The sequence below is a fragment of the Streptomyces sp. NBC_00440 genome (genome assembly GCF_036014215.1).
In the GTDB taxonomy this organism is placed as follows: Bacteria; Actinomycetota; Actinomycetes; order Streptomycetales; family Streptomycetaceae; genus Streptomyces.
Window position 1 is genome coordinate 5,409,127 of record NZ_CP107921.1, and the last position, 17,670, is coordinate 5,426,796.

Genomic DNA, 17,670 nt, shown 5'->3' on the forward strand with positions numbered 1-17,670 from the left:
CGGAGCCGTTGTGCCGCCGGGGACCGTCTCCCGGTCCCGAGTGCCGGGCCTCGCGCATCCCCCGGCGGCGGGCAGCAAGGCAACTGTCGACCGACTAGTTCGCGGGAGAATGGTGATCAGGACAGCGATGTTGAATTCACCTGGCGTCACGCGTAATCCACCTGGTGTCACGCGCACCACCGTGCTGCTCGCAGGTGACCACCCGATCTACCGATCCGGGTTGCGGATGCTGCTCGACGAGGTGGAGTCGTTCCACGTCGTCGGTGAGTCCGGAACGGGTTCGGACGCGGTGGCGATGGCGCACACTCTGCGCCCCCAGGTCGTAGTGATGGACATCGTCCAGCCGGGCCAGAGCATCGCCGAGGTGATCACCCCGATCACCGGCTCCTGCCCGGACACGGCCGTGCTCATCATCAGCCCGCTCGACGAACGGGAGGCCCTGCTCTCCGCGATGCGCGCCGGGGCCCGCGGCTATCTGCTCAACGGCGCCCGCTGGCAGGACCTGGTGCTCGGGGTGGAGATGGTGCGCGCGGGCGGGCTGGTCTTCGATTCCTGCGCTTCCGAGTGGGTGCTGGAACACCTCAGCCGGCCGCTGTCGTCCGGAGCGCGCTACCCCGCGCCGGAGAGCGGCCGGTACGACCTGCCCCGGCTGGTCCGGCACTCCGATCCGGCCGGGTCGGCGGAATCCCGGCTTCCCGGCGCTCGCCGTACGCCCGCGCGAGTCGGGGCCCAGCCCGTCAACCGGCTCTGACGGACGGGGCGGAAAGCGAACGCCGAGCGGGAAATCCGGGTGTCCGACTGGGCGGAATCCCCGGTCGGACACGCGTACGCGGCCAGGGGCGTGCACGGTAGCGTTGCCAGCACTTTCTCGTCGCACTTCACGAAGGAGCACGGCGATGAACCAGCGTTTCCACGCGTTACGGGTGGCCGACGTGATCGTCGAGACGGAGGACGCCCGCTCGCTGGTGTTCGACGTTCCCGACGACCTCGCCGGGGAATTCCATTACCGGCCTGGGCAGTTCCTCACGGTGCGCATTCCCGATGCCGAGCACGGGTCCGTCCCCCGCTGCTATTCGCTGTCGAGTTCACCGCACACCGCGGATCCCTTGATGGTGACGGTCAAGCGGACGCCGGCCGGCCGCGGCTCCGACTGGCTGCTCAGCGGCGTGCGCGTCGGCAGTGTGGTGCACGTCCAGCCGCCGGAGGGTCGGTTCACCCCTGCCTCGCTCGACGGCGACTTCCTCTTCCTGGCTGCCGGAAGCGGTATCACCCCGGTGATGTCGATCATCAAGTCGGTACTGGCCGCCGGTTCCGGCCGGCTCACCCTGATCTACGCCAACCGCGACGAGCGTTCGGTGATCTTCGGGAAGCAGCTGGCCGGACTGGCCGCCACCCATCCGGACCGGTTCACCCTCCGGCACTGGCTGGAGTCCCGGCACGGGCTGCCGGACGCCGCCGGACTGCGGGCGCCGGCCGCACCGTTCCGCGACCGCGACGCGTTTGTGTGCGGCCCGGAGCCGTTCGTGGCCGGTGCGGTCGACGCCCTGGCTGCGCTGGGGGTTCCCCGTGAGCGGACCCACCTGGAACAATTCCGACTGCCGAACCGCACTGCGTTCCCGGAGCCGTCGCCCGGCGGAGATCCGTCGGCGCTGACATCACGGAGCGTCAAAAGCCTTCAGATGATGCTGCCTTGACGCGTATGCCCACCACCGGCGCGGTGCGGATTCCTGCGGACCTCGCGCGGTGACGCCGAGCCGCCGGCCCGGCGGGCGGCGACGTCCCGCACCGCCGCTGATGGCATGTACCCCTATGAGCGGACCCGGATCGGAGATCGGTGATGGCGAAACGGCTGCGAATGCTGATGCGGATGGGGCACCTGACCCGGACGGGTCAGGTCGGTGACGGGCGGGAGGAGGCGCTCGCCGACTATGTGCTCTCGCACGCGGTCCCCGGGGACGTCGACGACGCGATCCGGCTGATCGACAAGTACGCCTACCAGCAGGCCTCGCTGATCAACATCGGCGACGAGAAGGGGCTGCTGCTGGACGCCGCGGTGCGGCGGGTCAAGCCCCGGCTGCTGCTGGAGCTCGGTACGTACTGCGGGTACAGCGCCCTGCGGATGGCCCGGGTGATGCCGCCGGAGGCCCGACTCTGCTCGATCGAGTTCAGCGCGGCGAACGCCTCGGTGGCCGAACGCATCTGGAAGCACGCCGGGTTGGGCGACCGGGTCAGCGTGCTGCACGGCACGCTCGGGGACGACGGCCGCACCATCGAGCGCCTCACCACCGAGCACGGCTTCGGCCCCGGCCGGCTGGACTTCGTCTTCGTCGACCACATCGCCCGGGCCTATCTGCCGGACCTGCAACGCATCCTCGGCCAGCGGTGGCTGCACCCGGGCTCGACCGTGCTCGCCGACAACATGAAGGTGCCCGGCGCGCCGCGCTACCGCGCGTATCTGCGCGAGCGGGAGGGCACGGAGTGGCGCACCCGTGAGCGCCACACCCACGTCGAATACCAGTCGTGGGTCAAGGACCTGGTGCTGGAGTCGGAGTACCTGCCATCCGAGGTTGCCGCCGGAACCGGCGGCACCGGCCCCACACCCGCGTGATGACGGACTGACTCCCGGCCGCAACCGGGAGCTCGCGACCATGAGGCCCGGACGGGCCCCAACGGAAAGGAACCACCAGTGACGGCGACGGCGGACAAGACCGCGATTCGGACCGCGTTGTGGCGGGCTCTGCACGTCCAGGCCGATCCCGGGCCGCATGTTTTCGAGGACGAACTCGGCGCACGGCTGGTGGCGCCGGGCGGCGACTGGCGGTCCCGGCCGGACATGGACCCGGTGCGCAGCGCCCGGGCGCGCGCATCCATCGTGGCCCGGGCCCGGTTCACCGAGGACCTGGTCGTCGAGCAGGCCGCCCGGGGCATCGACCAGTACGTCATCCTCGGCGCCGGGCTCGACACCTTCGCGCAGCGGCGGCCGGAGGGCGCCGGGGGAGTACGGGTCTTCGAGGTGGACCAGCCGGAGACGCAGGCGTGGAAGCGGGCGCGGCTGAACGAGCTGGGCTACGGGATCCCCGAGGGGCTCCGCATGGTCCCTGTCGACTTCGAGGCGGACGACGACTGGTGGCAGCGCCTGACCGAGAACGGCTTCGACCCCGGCCGGCCGGCGGTGCTGGCCTGCTCCGGGGTCACCATGTACCTCACCAGGGACGCGGTGGCCGCCACACTCCGCAAGGCCGCGGCCCTCGCCGAGGGTTCCGCCGTGGCCATCACGTTCATGCAGCCGGCCGGCCTGGTCGACCCGGAGGAGCGGGCCGCCCGGGAAGGCGTGGAGCGCGCCGCGCGCGCCGACGGGACGCCGTTCCACAGCTTCTTCGGCCCGGACGACATCCTGGCGCTGGCCAAGGAAGCCGGGTTCCGGGACGCCGAGCATGTCTCCGCGGGCGATCTCGCCGCGCGCTACTTCGCCGGCCGGACCGACGGCCTCCGGCCGTCGACCATCGAGGAACTGCTGCTCGCCACCACCTGAACTGCACGGCTGCCGGGCCTGCGGGGTGCGGCAGACGACTCCGGGCCTGCCGCGCGGATGCGGCGGGCCCGGAGTCTGTGGGGGTGAGGGTGGGGTGTCAGCTCCTGCCCTGGACGTACGCGTTCGCGCGGCGTTCGAACTCCTCCGGGCTCACGTCCTCGATACGGGTGGCGAGCGTCCAGCGGTGGCCGAACGGGTCGACGACCTGCCCGGTCCGTTCGCCGAAGAAATGGTTCTCGACCGGGCGCTTCTCCTCCGCCCCGGCCTGCACGGCCCGGTCGAAGGCGGCGTCCACGTCCGCCACGAACAGGTACAGGGTGACCGGCGTGCCGCCGAGGGCCCTGGGGCCGGGCAGTCCGGCCGCGGGGGACTCGTCGGACAGCATCACGACGGTGCCGCCGATCTGGATCTGCGCGTGCGGCACCGTGCCGTTGGGCGCGGTGTACCGCTGTAGTTCCTTCGCCCCGAAAGCCCGGGTGTAGAAGGCGATCGCCTCGTCCGCGTCGGCCACGGACAGATACGCCGTCAGTTCGGCGTAGCCGTCCGGAATCGGCTTGACCACGGTTGACCTCCAAAGATGGATCGGATGCTGGGGCGCGGCTACCGCGCGCCTGCGGTGACCTGGTCGAGCGCGTCGAGGAACGTCCGCAGCTCCTCCTCGGTGCCGAGGGAGACCCGCAGATGACCGGGGAAGCCGAACATCCCGGTGTCGCGCACGAGGATGCCGTGGTCCCTGGCAAGGATGTCCTGGGCCTTGCCGGATGCGGCGACCGTGACAGCAACGAAGTTGGTGACCGAGGGCAGATAGCGGTAACCGCGTCGGTCGAGCTCGGCGCAGAACCAGCGGCGCCGCTCCGTGCTCTCCTGCCGGACGCGGTCCAGGAACTCCTGGTCCGCGAGGGCCGCCACCGCCGCGGCCTGCGCGGCACGGTTCACGCTGAACGGCAGCACCGTCAGCGTCCGGCGCACCTCGGCGATCAGCTCGGCGGGACCGAGCGCATAGCCGACGCGCAGGGCCGCGAGACCGTAGGCCTTGGAGAAGGTGCGCAGGGCGAGCACCGGGGTGCCGTCCCGCAGCCGGCTCCTGGCCTGCGGCTGGTCCGGCGGGCAGAACTCGTGGTACGCCTCGTCGAAAACGAGCGGGGTGCCGCTGCTGCGCGCCGCGGCGACCAGCGTGTCGAGCGCAGACCCAGGCAGCGCGGTGCCGCACGGGTTGTGCGGGTTGCACACATAGCCGATGCCGCATTCGGGGAGCCGCTCCGCGAACGCCGCGGAGTCGATCCGGGGACCGTCGAGCGGTACCTGCACGGCGCCCCGGCCGATGCGCTCCAGCGCCGCCGGGTAGCCGGGGAAGGTGCCGGCGGTGACGAGACCGGGGCGCTCCAGGTCGCCGAGGGTGAGCGCGGTCGCCAGCACCAGCTCGTCGCTGCCGTTGGCCACCGCGATCTGCTCCTCGGGAACCTCCCAGTACCTGCTGAGGCGTTGGACGAGCCCCTCGCGCTCCGGCGACGGATAGCGGTTGATCCGGTCCAGTTCCCCGGTCACTGCCACGACCGCAGCCGGGCTCGCGCCGAACGGACTCTCGCTGAGGTGCAACCGCACCAGCGAATCCGCCGACGGCACACTGGTGTTGTAGGTCTGGGCCGCTTGCCGGGCCGGAGCGCTCATGGACGGGCGCTCCTGTCCTGACGCCGGGGCGGCCGGTCCGGGGAACTCACAGGTGATCTCCCACCAGGATCCCGAAGCAGTAACTCCCCACCGCTGCCTCCAGGGTGAGGAAGCAGTGCTCACTGCCGGCCGGTATCCGCATCACCGCCGGTGAGGCCAGCGTGTGGCGCACGCCGTCGAGTTGGACCTCGATACGGGCCTGGCCGGGCTCGGGTGAGACCAGGAAGTAGAGCTCGTCGACGTCATGGGTGTGCGGAGCGGCGACGGGCCGGCCCACGAGCTTGCTGAGCTCGCCGCCGGCGAGCTGCACCGGCAGCCCGCCGAACATGTCCGCGGTGACGTAGAAGGGCGCGGGCCGGTGATGCCCGGCGATCGCGAGGGGGATGGGCAGTGCGGTGATGATCTCCGCATCCGCAGCGGTCGACGGGTCCTGTACCGTCACGACGCCTCCAGGACGAACAGATACGTGTGCGGAGCGCCGAACGGCACCGTGCGGCGCAACTGCATCCCGCCGCGCTGGAAGAGCTGCTCGTACTCCTCGCGGGTGTAGATGGGCACGCCCATCAGCGCGTGGGCGAGTTCGAAACCGCTGGAGAAGACCGGCAGCCGGGAGTCCTCGCCGTCGCTGCGCGGCCGGATCGTGGTGTCGGCCAGCAGGAAGGTGTGCGCCTGCGGGAACGCCTTGCGCAGCCGGGGGATGACCTCTTCGCGGCGCTTCGGATCGGCCAGCAGGTCGTGCAGGAACATGAAGCTCATCACGATGTCGGCCGCGCCGCTGCCGTCGACCTCGTGCTCCTTGAAGAGGATGTCGAGTACGTCCGCGCAGACCGGCTGCACGGTGCCGTCCAGGCCGTACTTGGCGACCGTCCGGTGCGCCAGCTCGGTGGCGGGCCGGCTGATGTCGATGCCGACCCCACGGCTGCCGGGCCGGTTCTTGACCAGTCGGGAGACCCGCTCGCTGACGCCCGCGCCGAGGTCGACCAGGGTACGGAAGTCGATGCCGGCGATCTCCTCGTCGAGGATGTGGCGCATCAGCGCGGTGTCGGCCTGGGCGGAGCCGAGCGCGACCATGGCCTCGTCGCGGTGCAGATCGGCGCCGAACCGGCGGTCGCCGCGGGCGAGGGGCGCCGCGTTGGCGAACACGTCGTGGTAGCCGCCGACGCCCCAGGTGAAGAAACCCAGGGCCCGGGCGATGTCCTCGCTGACGGTGGTCGCCTGGACCCGGTCACCGTGGACATCGAGGTACCCGAACGATTCCGCGGCCTGGACGAGCGACCGGAAAACGGCGCCGTCCAGTGCGTTCTTCTCGCAGAACGAGGAAATGTCGAGCGTCCGGTCAGCTGCCAACTGCTGGAAAACTCCGAGCTGTTCCAGCGCGTGCACCACGTGTGCGCAGATATAGCCGTTGAACGCGGTGTCCGGATTCAACGGGGTCAGCGCCTGGCCCTGCCATTCCGCAGGGAGTGCGTATGCCGACGACAATTCACACCTCTCAGATCTCACCGCGGATACCGGTGCAGCGGCGGGGGCGGTGCCGAGGCCCGCCCCCGCCGGCGCCGTCCCGCGGCTGGGGGAGCGGCGGGCAGCATGGGCCGCCCGCCACGGGAACGTGCTCAGGCCGGCTTCTGCGCCAGGTTGGTGGCGAGGGAGAAGGGGGTCAGATCGACCTCCGGCTTGACGCCGCGGTGCAGGTCGCGGACGATCCGGCCGGCGGTCGGGGCGTGGGCCAGGCCGTGACCGGTGAAGCCGGCCGCGAAGAGGATCCGCTCGTGCTCGCCCTCACCCCGGCCCATCAGCGCCGACTTCGTCGGGGTGACGTCCAGTGTCCCGGTCCAGGCGCTGTGCAGCTTGGCGCCCGCCGCCTTGGGGTACCACTTCGGCAGCTCATCGACGGCCGCCTCGAACCAGAGGTCCCGCAACCCCTTCTGCTTGGAGATGCGCTCCAGGCCGACCAGGAAGCCGTTGCCGCGCCCCATCGTCTTCAGGCCGGAGACGGGGTGGAAGGTGAAGGGCGTATCGACCTCTTGGTCGGAGATCGGGTCGGTGTAGAGCAGTTCGGCGAACTGGCCCCACACCGGCAGCTCCATGCCGGCGAGCTTGGCGACGTCGCCACCCCACGGCCCGGCCGCGATGACGATCGCGTCCGCCGTGAACTCGCCTGCCGTGGTGGTCACTTCACCGGTACGGGCATCGATGCCGGTCACCTCGGTGCCGGTCAGCAGCCGGGCGCCGAGCTTCGTCGCCGCGTCCGCGTACCCCTTGACCATCGCTTCCGGCTTGATGCGGTAGCACTCCGGGGACCAGACCGCGGCCTCGATGGTGGAGGCGTCCAGCCAGGGGTTGTACTCGACGGCCTGGGCGGGGGTGAGCAGCTGGACGTCGGCGCCCACCTCGCGGTGGGCCGGCAGCAGCGCCTCGATCTCGGCCGTCTGCTCGGGGCTGGTCAGGATCGTGAGCAGCCCGAGGCGCTTCATCCCGAGGTCGGTGTTCATCGTCGCCGCGAACGAGTTGAAGTCGGGCAGGCTCCGGACGGCCAGTTCGGTGTCGTGCGGCTTCTTCGGGAAGTAGGTGCGGAACGCCCGCGCGGTCTGCGACGTGGTGGCCGTGCCGAACTGGTCCTTCTCCAGCAGGAGCACGTCGATGCCGGCCTTGGCGCAGTGGTAGGCGATCGACACGCCGATCACGCCGCCGCCTATGATCAGCAGTTCGGTGGAGTTCTTCCGGTCAGGCATGCGCACTCCTCGTGATGGTCGGACGGAACGTCCAGGTGTCGCCCCCCAGTTCCCACGGGAACAGCTGCAGGTTCCAGGCACCGAGGGCGTTGGTGTAGGTGGCCATGTGGGAGAGCAGCGCGATGAAGTCCTCTTTGGAGGTGGTCTCCTCGATGACGGCGACCACCTCCCGGGTGAGGTCCCACAGCGTGTTCAGCCCGCAGTAGCCGAGGAATTCGGTGGGCTTGACGAGCAGGATCCTGGCCATCTCGACCAGCGCGGAGAACGGCACATCGGTCAGCCGGGCGGCCCGCACCAGTCCGGTGTGGGACACATAACCCAGCGGCCGGGTCTCCCCGTTGATGCAGACGAGCGAGGTCAGTACCGAGCCCTTGGTCCCGGCCCCGCTGTCGAAGCGGCCCTCGTGCGCGGCGATCAGTTCCTCGGGCGGCTCGATCAGGACCCGCTCGGTCTCCGCGGCGATCCGCTCGATCAGGTCGCGCGCCCGGGCGGACTCGGCCGGCATACGCCGCACCGCGTGGCCGGCCTCGCCGCCCACCCGCCGCACCTGCGCGAGGATCGGGGCGCCGTTGCCGTGCACGGCGTCCCAGACCATCTGGCCGATCTTCGGCAGCGCGTCGAGGTCCTCCGGGACGACGGAACCGATCGGCGCGGTGGGCATCGGTTCTGTCAGGTCGCCGTACTTGATGGTGAGGTGCTGCACCGCGGAGCAGAACACCGTGCCGTCGGGCTGGATCTTGCGGTCGACCTTGTAGTCCGGCACGGCATGGAGGAGGTCGTGCGCCGGCGGGACGTGATAAATGCAGTCACCGGCCACGAGTGCGTGGCCCTGCAAGGTCCGATACGGAAGTGACGCCCAGAGCGGCTCGACGATCTGGGCATTGCGGCCTTCGTCCAGAGTGATGCGTACCCTGGCGCCGATCGACTGCCAGGCGATCTCAATTTGGCGCATTATTCCTACCCCGTTCTCCTCGTTCCTCCAATTACGTGCATGTGTTCAAAAGGTTTGGAGGGTCGGTCGGATAGTGACATCGGGACGTTATCAGCGGCCGGAACCGCACGGTAGGGAAAACAGGCCCACACCACCGAAGAGCTGCTGACTTTGTCACGTCGATATCTCGGCGATAAACTCGGTGTTTGTCAGTCTGCCGGGCTCCGCTGCGCCTTTGTCGGTATTTCGGGGGCCGACCTGACACAGGCGGGACCGGATTAATTCGGCGCGGACGGCGTGAGCGCGAACGGCGTGAGGTCGACACCGGGGGAGCGGCCGAGGTACAGATCGCGGATGATCCGGCCGGTGGCGGGCGCCTGGCCGAGATCCTGGCCCGTGTACCCGGCCGCGACGAAGATCCGCTCGTGCACGCCGCTCGCTCTGCCGATGCACGCCGTCCTGGCCGGGGTGACGTCCACCGTCCCGGTCCACACGGTGTGCAGTCCGACGCCCTTGAGCTTCGGATACCGCGTGGCCAGCTCACCGGCGGCCTCCTTGAACCACACGTCCCGCATGTCCTGCCGCCGGGAGATGCGCTCCAGACCGACCAGGAAGGAGCGGCCGGCGCCCAGCGTCTTCAGCCCGGTCGCCGGGTGCACGGTGAAGGGGACGTCGAGCTCTCCGTCGGCGAGGACCGGGTCGGTGCGGAACAGCTCGGCGGACTGCGCCCACAGCGGGAGTTCCAGCCCGGCCGAGGCCGCGAGTTCGCCGCTGCCGGCCTCGGCCGCGAGGACGACGGTCTCCGCGGTGAACTCGCCGCGGGCGGTGGTGACCCGGCCGCTCTTCGCGTCCAGCCCGGTCACCGTATGGCCGGTCAGCAGCCGGGCGCCGTGTTCCCGCGCGCCGGCGGCATAGCCCCGCATCACCTTGTCCACGTCGAGGAGGTAGGACTGCGGGCACCAGATCGCGGACCCGTCGCCGGCCGGGTCCAGCCAGGGGTTGTACGCGCGGGCCCGGTCCGCGGTCAGCGGCTCCAGTTCCACGCCTGCGGCGCGCTGGGCCGTCAACTCCCGCTCCAGCCCGGCGGCTTCCCGCCGGCCGTTCGGCACGACCAGCCACCCGACGTCCGAGAGCACCAGGTCGGCGCCCCCGGCCGGGGTGAACGCACGGTAGTCCGCGAGGCTGCGTACCGTCAGCTCGGAGTTGTGGACCTTCCCCGGTTGATAGGTGCGTACCGGGCGGGCGGCCGGCGCGGCGGCGGTCTCGGCGTCAGGACCGAGCAGGACGACATCGATGTCCGCCCGTGCGCAGTGATATGCGATCGAAAGCGCCGTCACTCCGCCGCCGACGATGAGCATGTCAGTGGTGTTCCCCTGGCGAGGCATATGCCCTCCCCTGTCGATGAGAATTTCCCCGTGCAATGGTGTTACGCAAGGTCGGCCCGGTAATCGGTCCGGGCCAGCAAACGCACGAGATTCGCAATGGAGGCGAGCGTGACGTGCCGGTGCCAGCCGGGAAAGGACCGGCCGCTGAAATCCCAGATTCCGACGTGCTGGGAAACCGAATCCAGATCTCGGTCCACCCGGCGCACGAGCCTGGACAATTTCAGTACGGTCGCGGCCGGCACCGTCGTCAAGGTCGTCAGCCACAACTCCTCGCACACGTTCTCCCCCACCGGGCTGACCGCGATCAGCCGCAGCGGCGCCTCCGCGCCCGGGTGGAGGTGCTGGGAGCCGGCGGGCCACTGGACGCCGACGGTGGTGATCAAGTGGCCCTTCTCGACCGCGGGATCGGGGCCGTCGACCGGCCGGCGGCGGAACCGGGCCACCTCCACGATCCGGCGCGCGGTGAGCGGCCCGTGCGAGCGGTGCCCGGCCAGCGCCGGGTCGTTGATCTGCAAGGGCATGGCCGCCGGGATCCGTACGAGCAGGGGCACTTCCGCGGCGTGCAGCGGCCGGAGGATCTGGACGTGTTCCATGTCGCGCCCGTCGAGCACCACCGGACGGTCGGGGCCCCCGGTGCGGGCCAGTACGTGCAGAAGGGCGTGGGCCGTGCACTCGCCGAGGGACTCGGCGCTGATGTCGTCGGGCATCCCCGCCCGCCCGCGCCGGTGCGGGTCCTCGACCCAGTCCTTGGGCACTTGGAGGCGCCAGCTCACCGGGGTGCTGGCCGTCTCGGACGCCGCGAGGACGCCGACCGCCTGCTGGCCGTTGACGGCCTTCCCCCGGGTCGGGCAGAACCGCCGGCTCACCGCCACCGCCTGCTGGCCCGCCTTGGGGATGAGCACCGGGCGGATCACCCATGCCTCGGGCTCCATGGTCCGCGCCACGTAGCGGGTGAGCGCGGTGCGGACGGGTTCCCAGTTCCAGGTGGAGTCGCTGATGAAGTGGTGCAACCGCTGGTCGATCCCCGGGTCGTCGACGGAGGCCGCGATGTTCCGGATGCTCTTCCGGCCGGGCGTGCCCAGCAGCCCCCGCAGGTACTGGCGGGCCCTCAGCCGTTGGTCGCGCCGGGTGAGGGTGGCGAACAACTCGTCGCAGACCCGGTCGAGGAGGATCTCCGTCGCGTCGGACAGGCCGGTGTGCCCCAGCAGGGGCGGCCGGTCGCCCGGGGTGCGCGGTGCCGGCGCCGCCGGGGCGGGCAGTGCCACGGACGGGCTCTCCGGCCCGGCGCCGTAAGGGACTTCGGGTACCTCGCGCAGGCCCCGGCGCAGCCGGTTCAGCACGTCGACGACGGTGCGCGGCTCCAGTTCGAATTCCTGCGCAACCTGGTGGACCGGGGTGGAGAGCCGCGAGGCCGGCGTCTTCCCGGGGAGTCCGGTGTACCGCGGCGGCGCCGCCGGGCGGGGGCGTTGCAGCGGGACCAGATTGGTCGGCTGCGGGTCGGGGACGTCCAGGAGGCCGCGGAGCGCACGTACGGTCCTCGGGTCGAGTCCGGTCACCGCGGCGATCGTGGGATCCGGCCAGTGCGGGCGCGAGTTGAGGATCCGGGTGGCCGCCGCGGTGCGGTCGTCGAAGGAGAGGGGCATTCCGTGCCGGGCGTTGGACGACACCGCGGCGACGAACGCGTCCTCCTCGTCCCCGTCGAAGAAGACCACTTCGATCGACTGGTCGCCGCGTAGTTCCGCGGCCTTCAGCCGGTGCATTCCGTCCAGGATCCGCATGGTCTTGCGGTGCACGAAGATGGGCGGGAGTTTGACCGGTGAAAGAGCCAGGGTGGTGACGTATTCTTTGTTCTCCCCGCGCGCTCTGAGGTTTTCCCCGTGCCGCAGAATGCGAATGGGAATGGTGCAGGTCTGCAGGGCCGTTGGCTGCTCGGGTGGCGAAAGGGCCTCACCCGGGCTGTCGACTTGAGTGACCGCAGCTTGTTCCCAGCGCATCGGTGTCCCCTCATCCAGTAAATCCGTGTCGGTGTACCTGGAGAAAACGTCATGGTGGGGTGGCCGGCCGGTGTGCAGAACACCCGCCGCGCGAGGGAACTCAGGCACGCGATAACGGATTTCGAGAGATTCCCCCGTCGGATCCCCGGCTCATGCTGAATAAGCAGATATTGTCGTCAGGCTATACAGGCCTTCGATGGACAACAAGTGTGTGAGTTGATCACCGCGTCGAGCGCGCTGCTGGTTTTTTTCTCCCCAGTCGGACGGAGTGCCTGAATACCCAGTCGGACGGGAGATGTTGAATCCACGGAATGTGCGGCGGCGGTCGGTCGCCGTCCCGGACGCTACGTCGGCCCGGCCCCGCCCGCAACCAGGTCGGGCGGCGGCCCGGACAGCCCGGCAGTATTTCCGGAACGGCGATCGGGGCGGCCGGGCACCCCCCCGGATTCCCTGTCGGCCCCCCCCCGGATCCGCAGCCTGCGGCCGACCTGATGTGGAAGCACCTCACCTGACACAGTTCCCCGACGGACATTGGCCCCGCCGTGAACGGGCCATAAGACTGAGGCGCAGTCAGCCGGCCGCCCGATCGACGGAGATCGACCGGGTAGCCCCGCCGGCGAGGTGGATTTCGCCGGCGCCCCATGCCGTCCATCCCCATCAGACCGTGTGCGCCTCCCGCCGCCGGGTGGCCGTGTGCGGGCCACATGTCAGCTGCCCCCGCGCAGCCGGACATCCGTCGAGCAAGTCCGGGAGATCACCGTGCTCACTCGTTCATCACCCAAGGACGCACCGGCCGCCGCCGCATGCGACCTGGAGCTGGGTCCGGCGAGGCAGCAGCCCCAGTGGCCCGACGCGGCACTCGTCCGGCGGGTCCGCGGCCAACTGGCCACCCTCCCGGGGCTCCTCGAAGCCCAGCAGGTGCTCGCGCTGCGCACCCGGCTCGCCGCGGTCGCCACCGGTGCGGCCCAGGTGGTCCAGGCCGGTGACTGCGCGGAGGATCCCGCCGACTGCACCCCTGCCGACGTCGCCCGCAAGTCCCATCTGCTGGAACTCCTCGCGGTCCGGATGGAGCAGAACACCGGCCGGCCGGTGCTGCGGGCCGGCCGGCTGGCCGGCCAGTTCGCCAAGCCCCGTTCCGTGCGGACCGAACAGGTCGGCGGCCTCGAACTGCCCCCGTACCGCGGGCACATGGTGAACGGCCCGGAGCCCACCCCGGAGCGCCGGCGCCCCGATCCGACCCGGATCCTCTCCGGCTACCGGCTCGCCGACGCCGTCATGCGGTACCTGGGCTGGGCAGACCGGGGCACGCGCCCGCGCACCGCACCCGAGGTGTGGACCAGCCACGAGGCCCTGCTGCTCGACTACGAGCTGCCGATGGTGCGCCGCTCGGCGTCGGGCCGGGCGTGGCTGTCGTCCACGCACTGGCCGTGGATCGGCGAGCGCACCCGGCAGGTCGACGGGGCCCATGTCGCGCTGCTCGCCCAGGTCGTCAACCCGGTGGCCTGCAAGGTCGGCCCCACCATGACGACCGGGGAGCTGCTGGCCCTGTGCGCACGGCTCGACCCGCACAGGGAGCCGGGCCGGCTCACCCTGATCGCCCGGATGGGAGCCGACGAGATCGGTGGCCGGCTGCCCGCCCTCGTCGCGGCGGTGCGGGCCGCAGGGCACCCGGTGATCTGGCTCTGCGACCCGATGCACGGCAACACCTTCGCCACACCGGACGGGTTCAAGACCCGGCTCCTGCACAGGATCGTGCAGGAGGTGACCCGCTTCCAGGACGCGGTCGCTGACGGCGGCGGCATCGCCGGCGGCCTGCATCTTGAGACCACCCCGGACGACGTCACGGAATGTGCCCGGACCTGGGAGGACATCCCGCACGTCGGTGACAAGTACACCAGCCTCTGCGATCCGCGCCTCAACCCGGACCAGGCCGTCGAGGTGGTCTCGGCATGGCGGGCGTGAGCACCGGCCGGCTCGCAACAGGCCCGCAGGAACCGGAACTTATCCGTGCCCACCCAGCAATGGAGGTCTGAACAATGGAGGACGCAATCGCCCTGGTCACCGGGGCAGCGGGTGGTATCGGCGCCGCCGTCGTCCGCGCGCTGGGCAGGCGTGGCATGCGAGTGGCCGCGGTGGACCGGGACGCCGGTCGGCTCGACGAGGTGGTGGGCAAGATGGTCGCCGACGGACACTCCGTCGAGGCGTTCCCCGCCGACGTCACCAGCGCCGCCGAGGTGGAAGAACTGGTGGACGGCGTGGAGAGCGCGCTGGGGCCGGTGGACCACCTGGTCAACGCCGCCGGTGTGCTGCGCATGAGCCCCGTGAGCCAACTGGCCGACGAGGACTGGGCCGCGACCTTCGCCGTCAACACCACCGGCGTGATGCAGGTGTCGCGCGCGGTGGTCAAACGCATGGTGCCGCGCTCCCGCGGCGCCATCGTCACCGTGGCGTCCAACGCGGCCGGTACGCCCCGTACGGAGATGGCGGCCTACGCCGCGTCGAAGGCCGCGGCGACGATGTTCACCAAGTGCCTGGCCCTGGAAGTAGCCCGCCACGGCATCCGCTGCAACGTCGTCGCCCCCGGCTCCACCGACACCGCGATGCTCCGGTCCATGTGGCACGACGAGTCCGGCCCGCAGGCGACGATCGACGGCCGGCCCGATGCCTACAAGCTGGGCATCCCGCTGGGCAAGCTGGCCCGGCCCGCGGACATCGCGGACGCCGTGGTCTTCCTGCTCTCCGAACAGGCCGGGCACATCACCATGCACGACCTGACCGTCGACGGCGGCGCCACTCTGGGCGTGTGAGGAACCTTGGGCGTGAAGGAGATGGTCATGGCAGGAATACCCCCCATTGAGCCCTACCCGATGCCGGCCGCGGGCGACCTGCCCGAGAACGTCGCCGGGTGGGAAGCCGACCCGGACCGGGCGGTGCTGCTCATCCACGACATGCAGCGCTACTTCCTGCGCCCGTTCCCGGACACCGTCCGCAAACAACTGGTGCGCAACACGGCGCAGCTCCGGGAGCACTGCGTGAGCCTCGGCATCCCGGTCGCCTACACCGCCCAGCCGGGCGGGATGACCGACGACGACCGCGGCCTGCTCAAGGACTTCTGGGGACCCGGTATGCAGGTCGACCCCGCCGACCGCCGGATCGTCGACGAACTGGCGGCGGCCCCGGACGACTGGCAGTTCACCAAGTGGCGCTACAGCGCCTTCTTCCGGTCGGACCTGCGCGAACGCATGGCGCGGCACGGCCGCGACCAACTCGTCATCTGCGGTGTGTACGGACACGTCGGGGTGCTGATGACCGCGGTCGAGGCGTTCACCCACGACCTCCAGACGTTCCTCGTCGCCGACGCGATCGGGGACTTCTCAGCGGAGCACCACCGGCTCACCCTCAGCTACGCCGCCCAGCGCTGCGCGGTGGTCACCACGGTCAAGGAGATCTGCCCATGACCGAGCCCACCACGCCCGCGGCGCCGGACCTGCTCGACCTGGTCCTGTCGCCGCGGCCACCGGCGTTCGCGCTGATCCACCGCCCGGAGCGGACCGGCGGCCCGGTCCTGGACGTCCTCGTCGGCGAGGTGTCCGAGGTGGCCGCCCTGGCCGACATTCCGCTGCCCGAACGGGCCGAAGGCGCGGGGCACTCCGTGCTGGTGATGGTGCCGTTCCGGCAGCTCGCCGAGCGAGGCTTCGCCTGCCCCGACGACGGCGAGCCGCTGCTGGCGATGACCATCACCGCACAGGCCGCGGTGGACTGCCACGAGGCGCTGGAACAGCTGCCCGACCTGCCGACCGGGCTCTCCGGCCAGCACTTCGACATCTCCGACGACGCCTACGCCGACCTGGTGCGGACGGTCGTCACCGAGGAGATCGGCCGGGGCGAGGGCGGCAACTTCGTCCTCAAGCGCTCCTACGTCGCGGAGATCACCGACTACACGCCCCGGCATGGCCTGTCGCTGTTCCGCCGGCTGCTCCAGCAGGAGAGCGGCGCGTACTGGACGTTCATCGTGCACACCGGCGACCGGACGTTCGTAGGTGCCACCCCGGAGCGGCACATCAGCGTGCACGGCGGCACCGCCGTGATGAACCCGATCAGCGGCACCTACCGCTACCCGCCGAGCGGCCCGGCCCTGCCGGAGGTGCTCTCCTTCCTCGACGACCGCAAGGAGACCGACGAGCTCTACATGGTCCTCGACGAGGAGCTCAAGATGATGGCCGGGATCTGCGACGGCGGGGGCCGCGTCGTCGGCCCGTACCTCAAGGAGATGGCCCGGCTGGCGCACACCGAGTACTTCATCGAGGGACGCACCAACCGCGACCCGCGCGAGATCCTCCGGCAGACGATGTTCGCCCCCACCGTGACCGGGAGCCCGCTGGAGAACGCCTGCCGGATCATCAGCCGGTACGAGCCGGCAGGCCGCGGGTACTACAGCGGGGCCGTCGCGCTCATCGGCCGCGACGCCGGCGGCGACCGCACGCTGGACTCCGCCATCCTGATCCGCACCGCCGACATCGACCGGGCCGGCCGGCTCCGGATCGGGGTCGGGGCGACCCTGGTCCGCCACTCCGACCCGGCGTCGGAGGTCGCCGAAACGCGGGCCAAGGCCGCGGGGCTGCTCGCCGCGTTGCAGGCCGACCGGCCCGCGCGCCTCGCCGACGACCCGCGCGTCCAGGCCGCGCTGGCCCGCCGCAACACCGGCATCGCCGACTTCTGGCTGACCCACGCGGACCGGCGGAAGAGCCCCCGGCCCGCGATGCGCGGCCGCCGGGTGCTGGTCATCGACGCCGAGGACACCTTCACCGCCATGCTGTACCACCAGCTCGGCGCTCTGGGCCTTGAGGTGACGGTCCGCCGGTTCGACGACCAGTACACCTTCGACGGATACGAGCTGGTCGTCATGGGCCCGGGGCCCGGTGACCCGCTGGATGCCGGACACCCCAAGATCGACCGGCTGCGCCACGCGATCGACCGGCTGCTGGCTGAGCGACGGCCGTTCCTCGCGGTGTGCCTCAGCCACCAGGTGCTCAGCGCCCGGCTCGGGCTGGAGGTGATACGCAAGGAAGTGCCGAACCAGGGCCTCCAGCGGGAGATCGACCTGTTCGGCCGCCCGGAACGGGTCGGCTTCTACAACTCCTTCGCCGCCCGCAGCGACGACGACAAGATCGAGTACCCGGGGACCGGTGTGGTGGAGATCAGCCGCGATCCGGCGACGGGGGAGGTACACGCGCTGCGCGGGCCCCGGTTCGCATCGGTGCAGTTCCACGCGGAGTCGGTGCTCACCGTCGACGGCGTCCGCATCACCGCCGACCGGATCGGTGAAGTCCTGGGCCAGTGACGCAGGAAGACAGCAGCAGGGGCCCGCCCCGGCAAGGGAGCCGAGGCGGGCCCCTGTCCTGGATCACGCCGGGCGCGGGCGCACAGC

16 protein-coding genes are annotated in these 17,670 nt (G+C 70.8%); 8 read left to right on the forward strand and 8 right to left on the reverse strand.

Going from position 1 to position 17,670, the window contains the following annotated elements:
* The first annotated feature begins 127 nt into the window (after positions 1 to 127).
* The 4 genes from OHB13_RS24370 (at position 128) to OHB13_RS24385 (ending at position 3,532) form a co-directional block, all read left to right on the forward strand.
* On the forward strand, positions 128 to 751 hold the full coding sequence (locus OHB13_RS24370) for a response regulator (protein WP_266853561.1): 624 nt from the start codon (positions 128 to 130) through the stop codon (positions 749 to 751).
* 145 nt (positions 752 to 896) lie between these two features.
* Positions 897 to 1,694 carry an FAD-binding oxidoreductase gene (locus OHB13_RS24375; protein ID WP_328378496.1) on the forward strand — a complete coding sequence of 266 codons (798 nt, stop codon included), beginning with the start codon at positions 897 to 899 and terminating at the stop codon, positions 1,692 to 1,694.
* 143 nt (positions 1,695 to 1,837) lie between these two features.
* The gene (locus OHB13_RS24380) at positions 1,838 to 2,608 is read left to right on the forward strand and encodes an O-methyltransferase (RefSeq protein ID WP_328378497.1); all 771 of its coding nucleotides are present in this window, start codon (positions 1,838 to 1,840) and stop codon (positions 2,606 to 2,608) included.
* 78 nt (positions 2,609 to 2,686) lie between these two features.
* The gene (locus OHB13_RS24385) at positions 2,687 to 3,532 is read left to right on the forward strand and encodes a class I SAM-dependent methyltransferase (protein ID WP_266853556.1); all 846 of its coding nucleotides are present in this window, start codon (positions 2,687 to 2,689) and stop codon (positions 3,530 to 3,532) included.
* A gap of 97 nt (positions 3,533 to 3,629) precedes the next feature.
* Here OHB13_RS24385 and OHB13_RS24390 read toward each other — a convergent pair whose 3' ends face one another.
* The 8 genes from OHB13_RS24390 to OHB13_RS24425 all read right to left on the reverse strand — a co-directional run bounded on the left by OHB13_RS24390 (position 3,630) and on the right by OHB13_RS24425 (position 12,041).
* A complete protein-coding gene (locus OHB13_RS24390) occupies positions 3,630 to 4,094 on the reverse strand; it encodes a VOC family protein (protein ID WP_328378498.1) in 465 nt (154 codons plus the stop codon).
* Between the two features lie 38 nt (positions 4,095 to 4,132).
* Positions 4,133 to 5,200, reverse strand: coding sequence for a pyridoxal phosphate-dependent aminotransferase (locus OHB13_RS24395; protein ID WP_328378499.1), 1,068 nt, complete (start codon positions 5,198 to 5,200; stop codon positions 4,133 to 4,135).
* Between the two features lie 46 nt (positions 5,201 to 5,246).
* Entirely contained in the window at positions 5,247 to 5,642 is a 396-nt protein-coding gene (locus OHB13_RS24400; RefSeq protein ID WP_328378500.1) for a cupin domain-containing protein, read from the reverse strand.
* Positions 5,639 to 6,682, reverse strand: a complete 1,044-nt coding sequence (locus tag OHB13_RS24405; RefSeq protein ID WP_328378501.1) for an SAM-dependent methyltransferase — start codon at positions 6,680 to 6,682, stop codon at positions 5,639 to 5,641. The genes OHB13_RS24400 and OHB13_RS24405 overlap by 4 nt, the downstream gene beginning before the upstream one ends.
* A gap of 131 nt (positions 6,683 to 6,813) precedes the next feature.
* Positions 6,814 to 7,932, reverse strand: a complete 1,119-nt coding sequence (locus tag OHB13_RS24410; RefSeq protein WP_328378502.1) for an NAD(P)/FAD-dependent oxidoreductase — start codon at positions 7,930 to 7,932, stop codon at positions 6,814 to 6,816.
* Positions 7,925 to 8,884: a hypothetical protein gene (locus OHB13_RS24415; RefSeq protein WP_266853546.1), complete on the reverse strand. Its 960-nt coding sequence runs from the start codon at positions 8,882 to 8,884 to the stop codon at positions 7,925 to 7,927. Before OHB13_RS24415 ends, OHB13_RS24410 begins: the two co-directional genes overlap by 8 nt.
* Before the next feature lie 257 nt (positions 8,885 to 9,141).
* The gene (locus OHB13_RS24420) at positions 9,142 to 10,248 is read right to left on the reverse strand and encodes an NAD(P)/FAD-dependent oxidoreductase (RefSeq protein ID WP_328378503.1); all 1,107 of its coding nucleotides are present in this window, start codon (positions 10,246 to 10,248) and stop codon (positions 9,142 to 9,144) included.
* A gap of 41 nt (positions 10,249 to 10,289) precedes the next feature.
* Positions 10,290 to 12,041 carry an IS701 family transposase gene (locus OHB13_RS24425; protein ID WP_328378504.1) on the reverse strand — a complete coding sequence of 584 codons (1,752 nt, stop codon included), beginning with the start codon at positions 12,039 to 12,041 and terminating at the stop codon, positions 10,290 to 10,292.
* 960 nt (positions 12,042 to 13,001) lie between these two features.
* Here OHB13_RS24425 and OHB13_RS24430 point away from each other — a divergent pair.
* The 4 genes from OHB13_RS24430 to OHB13_RS24445 all read left to right on the forward strand — a co-directional run bounded on the left by OHB13_RS24430 (position 13,002) and on the right by OHB13_RS24445 (position 17,583).
* Positions 13,002 to 14,204 (forward strand): 3-deoxy-7-phosphoheptulonate synthase, encoded by a 1,203-nt coding sequence (locus OHB13_RS24430; RefSeq protein ID WP_328378505.1) that lies wholly within the window; start codon positions 13,002 to 13,004, stop codon positions 14,202 to 14,204.
* A gap of 74 nt (positions 14,205 to 14,278) precedes the next feature.
* Complete coding sequence (locus tag OHB13_RS24435) at positions 14,279 to 15,049, forward strand: 2,3-dihydro-2,3-dihydroxybenzoate dehydrogenase (protein WP_328378506.1); 771 nt, start codon at positions 14,279 to 14,281, stop codon at positions 15,047 to 15,049.
* Between the two features lie 27 nt (positions 15,050 to 15,076).
* Positions 15,077 to 15,700, forward strand: coding sequence for an isochorismatase family protein (locus tag OHB13_RS24440; RefSeq protein WP_266853538.1), 624 nt, complete (start codon positions 15,077 to 15,079; stop codon positions 15,698 to 15,700).
* Positions 15,697 to 17,583, forward strand: coding sequence for an anthranilate synthase family protein (locus tag OHB13_RS24445; RefSeq protein WP_328378507.1), 1,887 nt, complete (start codon positions 15,697 to 15,699; stop codon positions 17,581 to 17,583). The genes OHB13_RS24440 and OHB13_RS24445 overlap by 4 nt, the downstream gene beginning before the upstream one ends.
* Positions 17,584 to 17,670 lie beyond the last annotated feature (87 nt).

Bases quoted from the DNA above. Each gene is read 5' to 3' on its own strand.
- OHB13_RS24370 (WP_266853561.1), top strand. From the start codon at position 128: ATGTTGAATTCACCTGGCGTCACGCGTAATCCACCTGGTGTCACGCGC.
- OHB13_RS24375 (WP_328378496.1), top strand. From the start codon at position 897: ATGAACCAGCGTTTCCACGCGTTACGGGTGGCCGACGTGATCGTCGAG.
- OHB13_RS24380 (WP_328378497.1), top strand. From the start codon at position 1,838: ATGGCGAAACGGCTGCGAATGCTGATGCGGATGGGGCACCTGACCCGG.
- OHB13_RS24395 (WP_328378499.1), bottom strand. From the start codon at position 5,200: ATGAGCGCTCCGGCCCGGCAAGCGGCCCAGACCTACAACACCAGTGTG.
- OHB13_RS24410 (WP_328378502.1), bottom strand. From the start codon at position 7,932: ATGCCTGACCGGAAGAACTCCACCGAACTGCTGATCATAGGCGGCGGC.
- OHB13_RS24415 (WP_266853546.1), bottom strand. From the start codon at position 8,884: ATGCGCCAAATTGAGATCGCCTGGCAGTCGATCGGCGCCAGGGTACGC.
- OHB13_RS24420 (WP_328378503.1), bottom strand. From the start codon at position 10,248: ATGCCTCGCCAGGGGAACACCACTGACATGCTCATCGTCGGCGGCGGA.
- OHB13_RS24435 (WP_328378506.1), top strand. From the start codon at position 14,279: ATGGAGGACGCAATCGCCCTGGTCACCGGGGCAGCGGGTGGTATCGGC.
- OHB13_RS24440 (WP_266853538.1), top strand. From the start codon at position 15,077: ATGGCAGGAATACCCCCCATTGAGCCCTACCCGATGCCGGCCGCGGGC.
- OHB13_RS24445 (WP_328378507.1), top strand. From the start codon at position 15,697: ATGACCGAGCCCACCACGCCCGCGGCGCCGGACCTGCTCGACCTGGTC.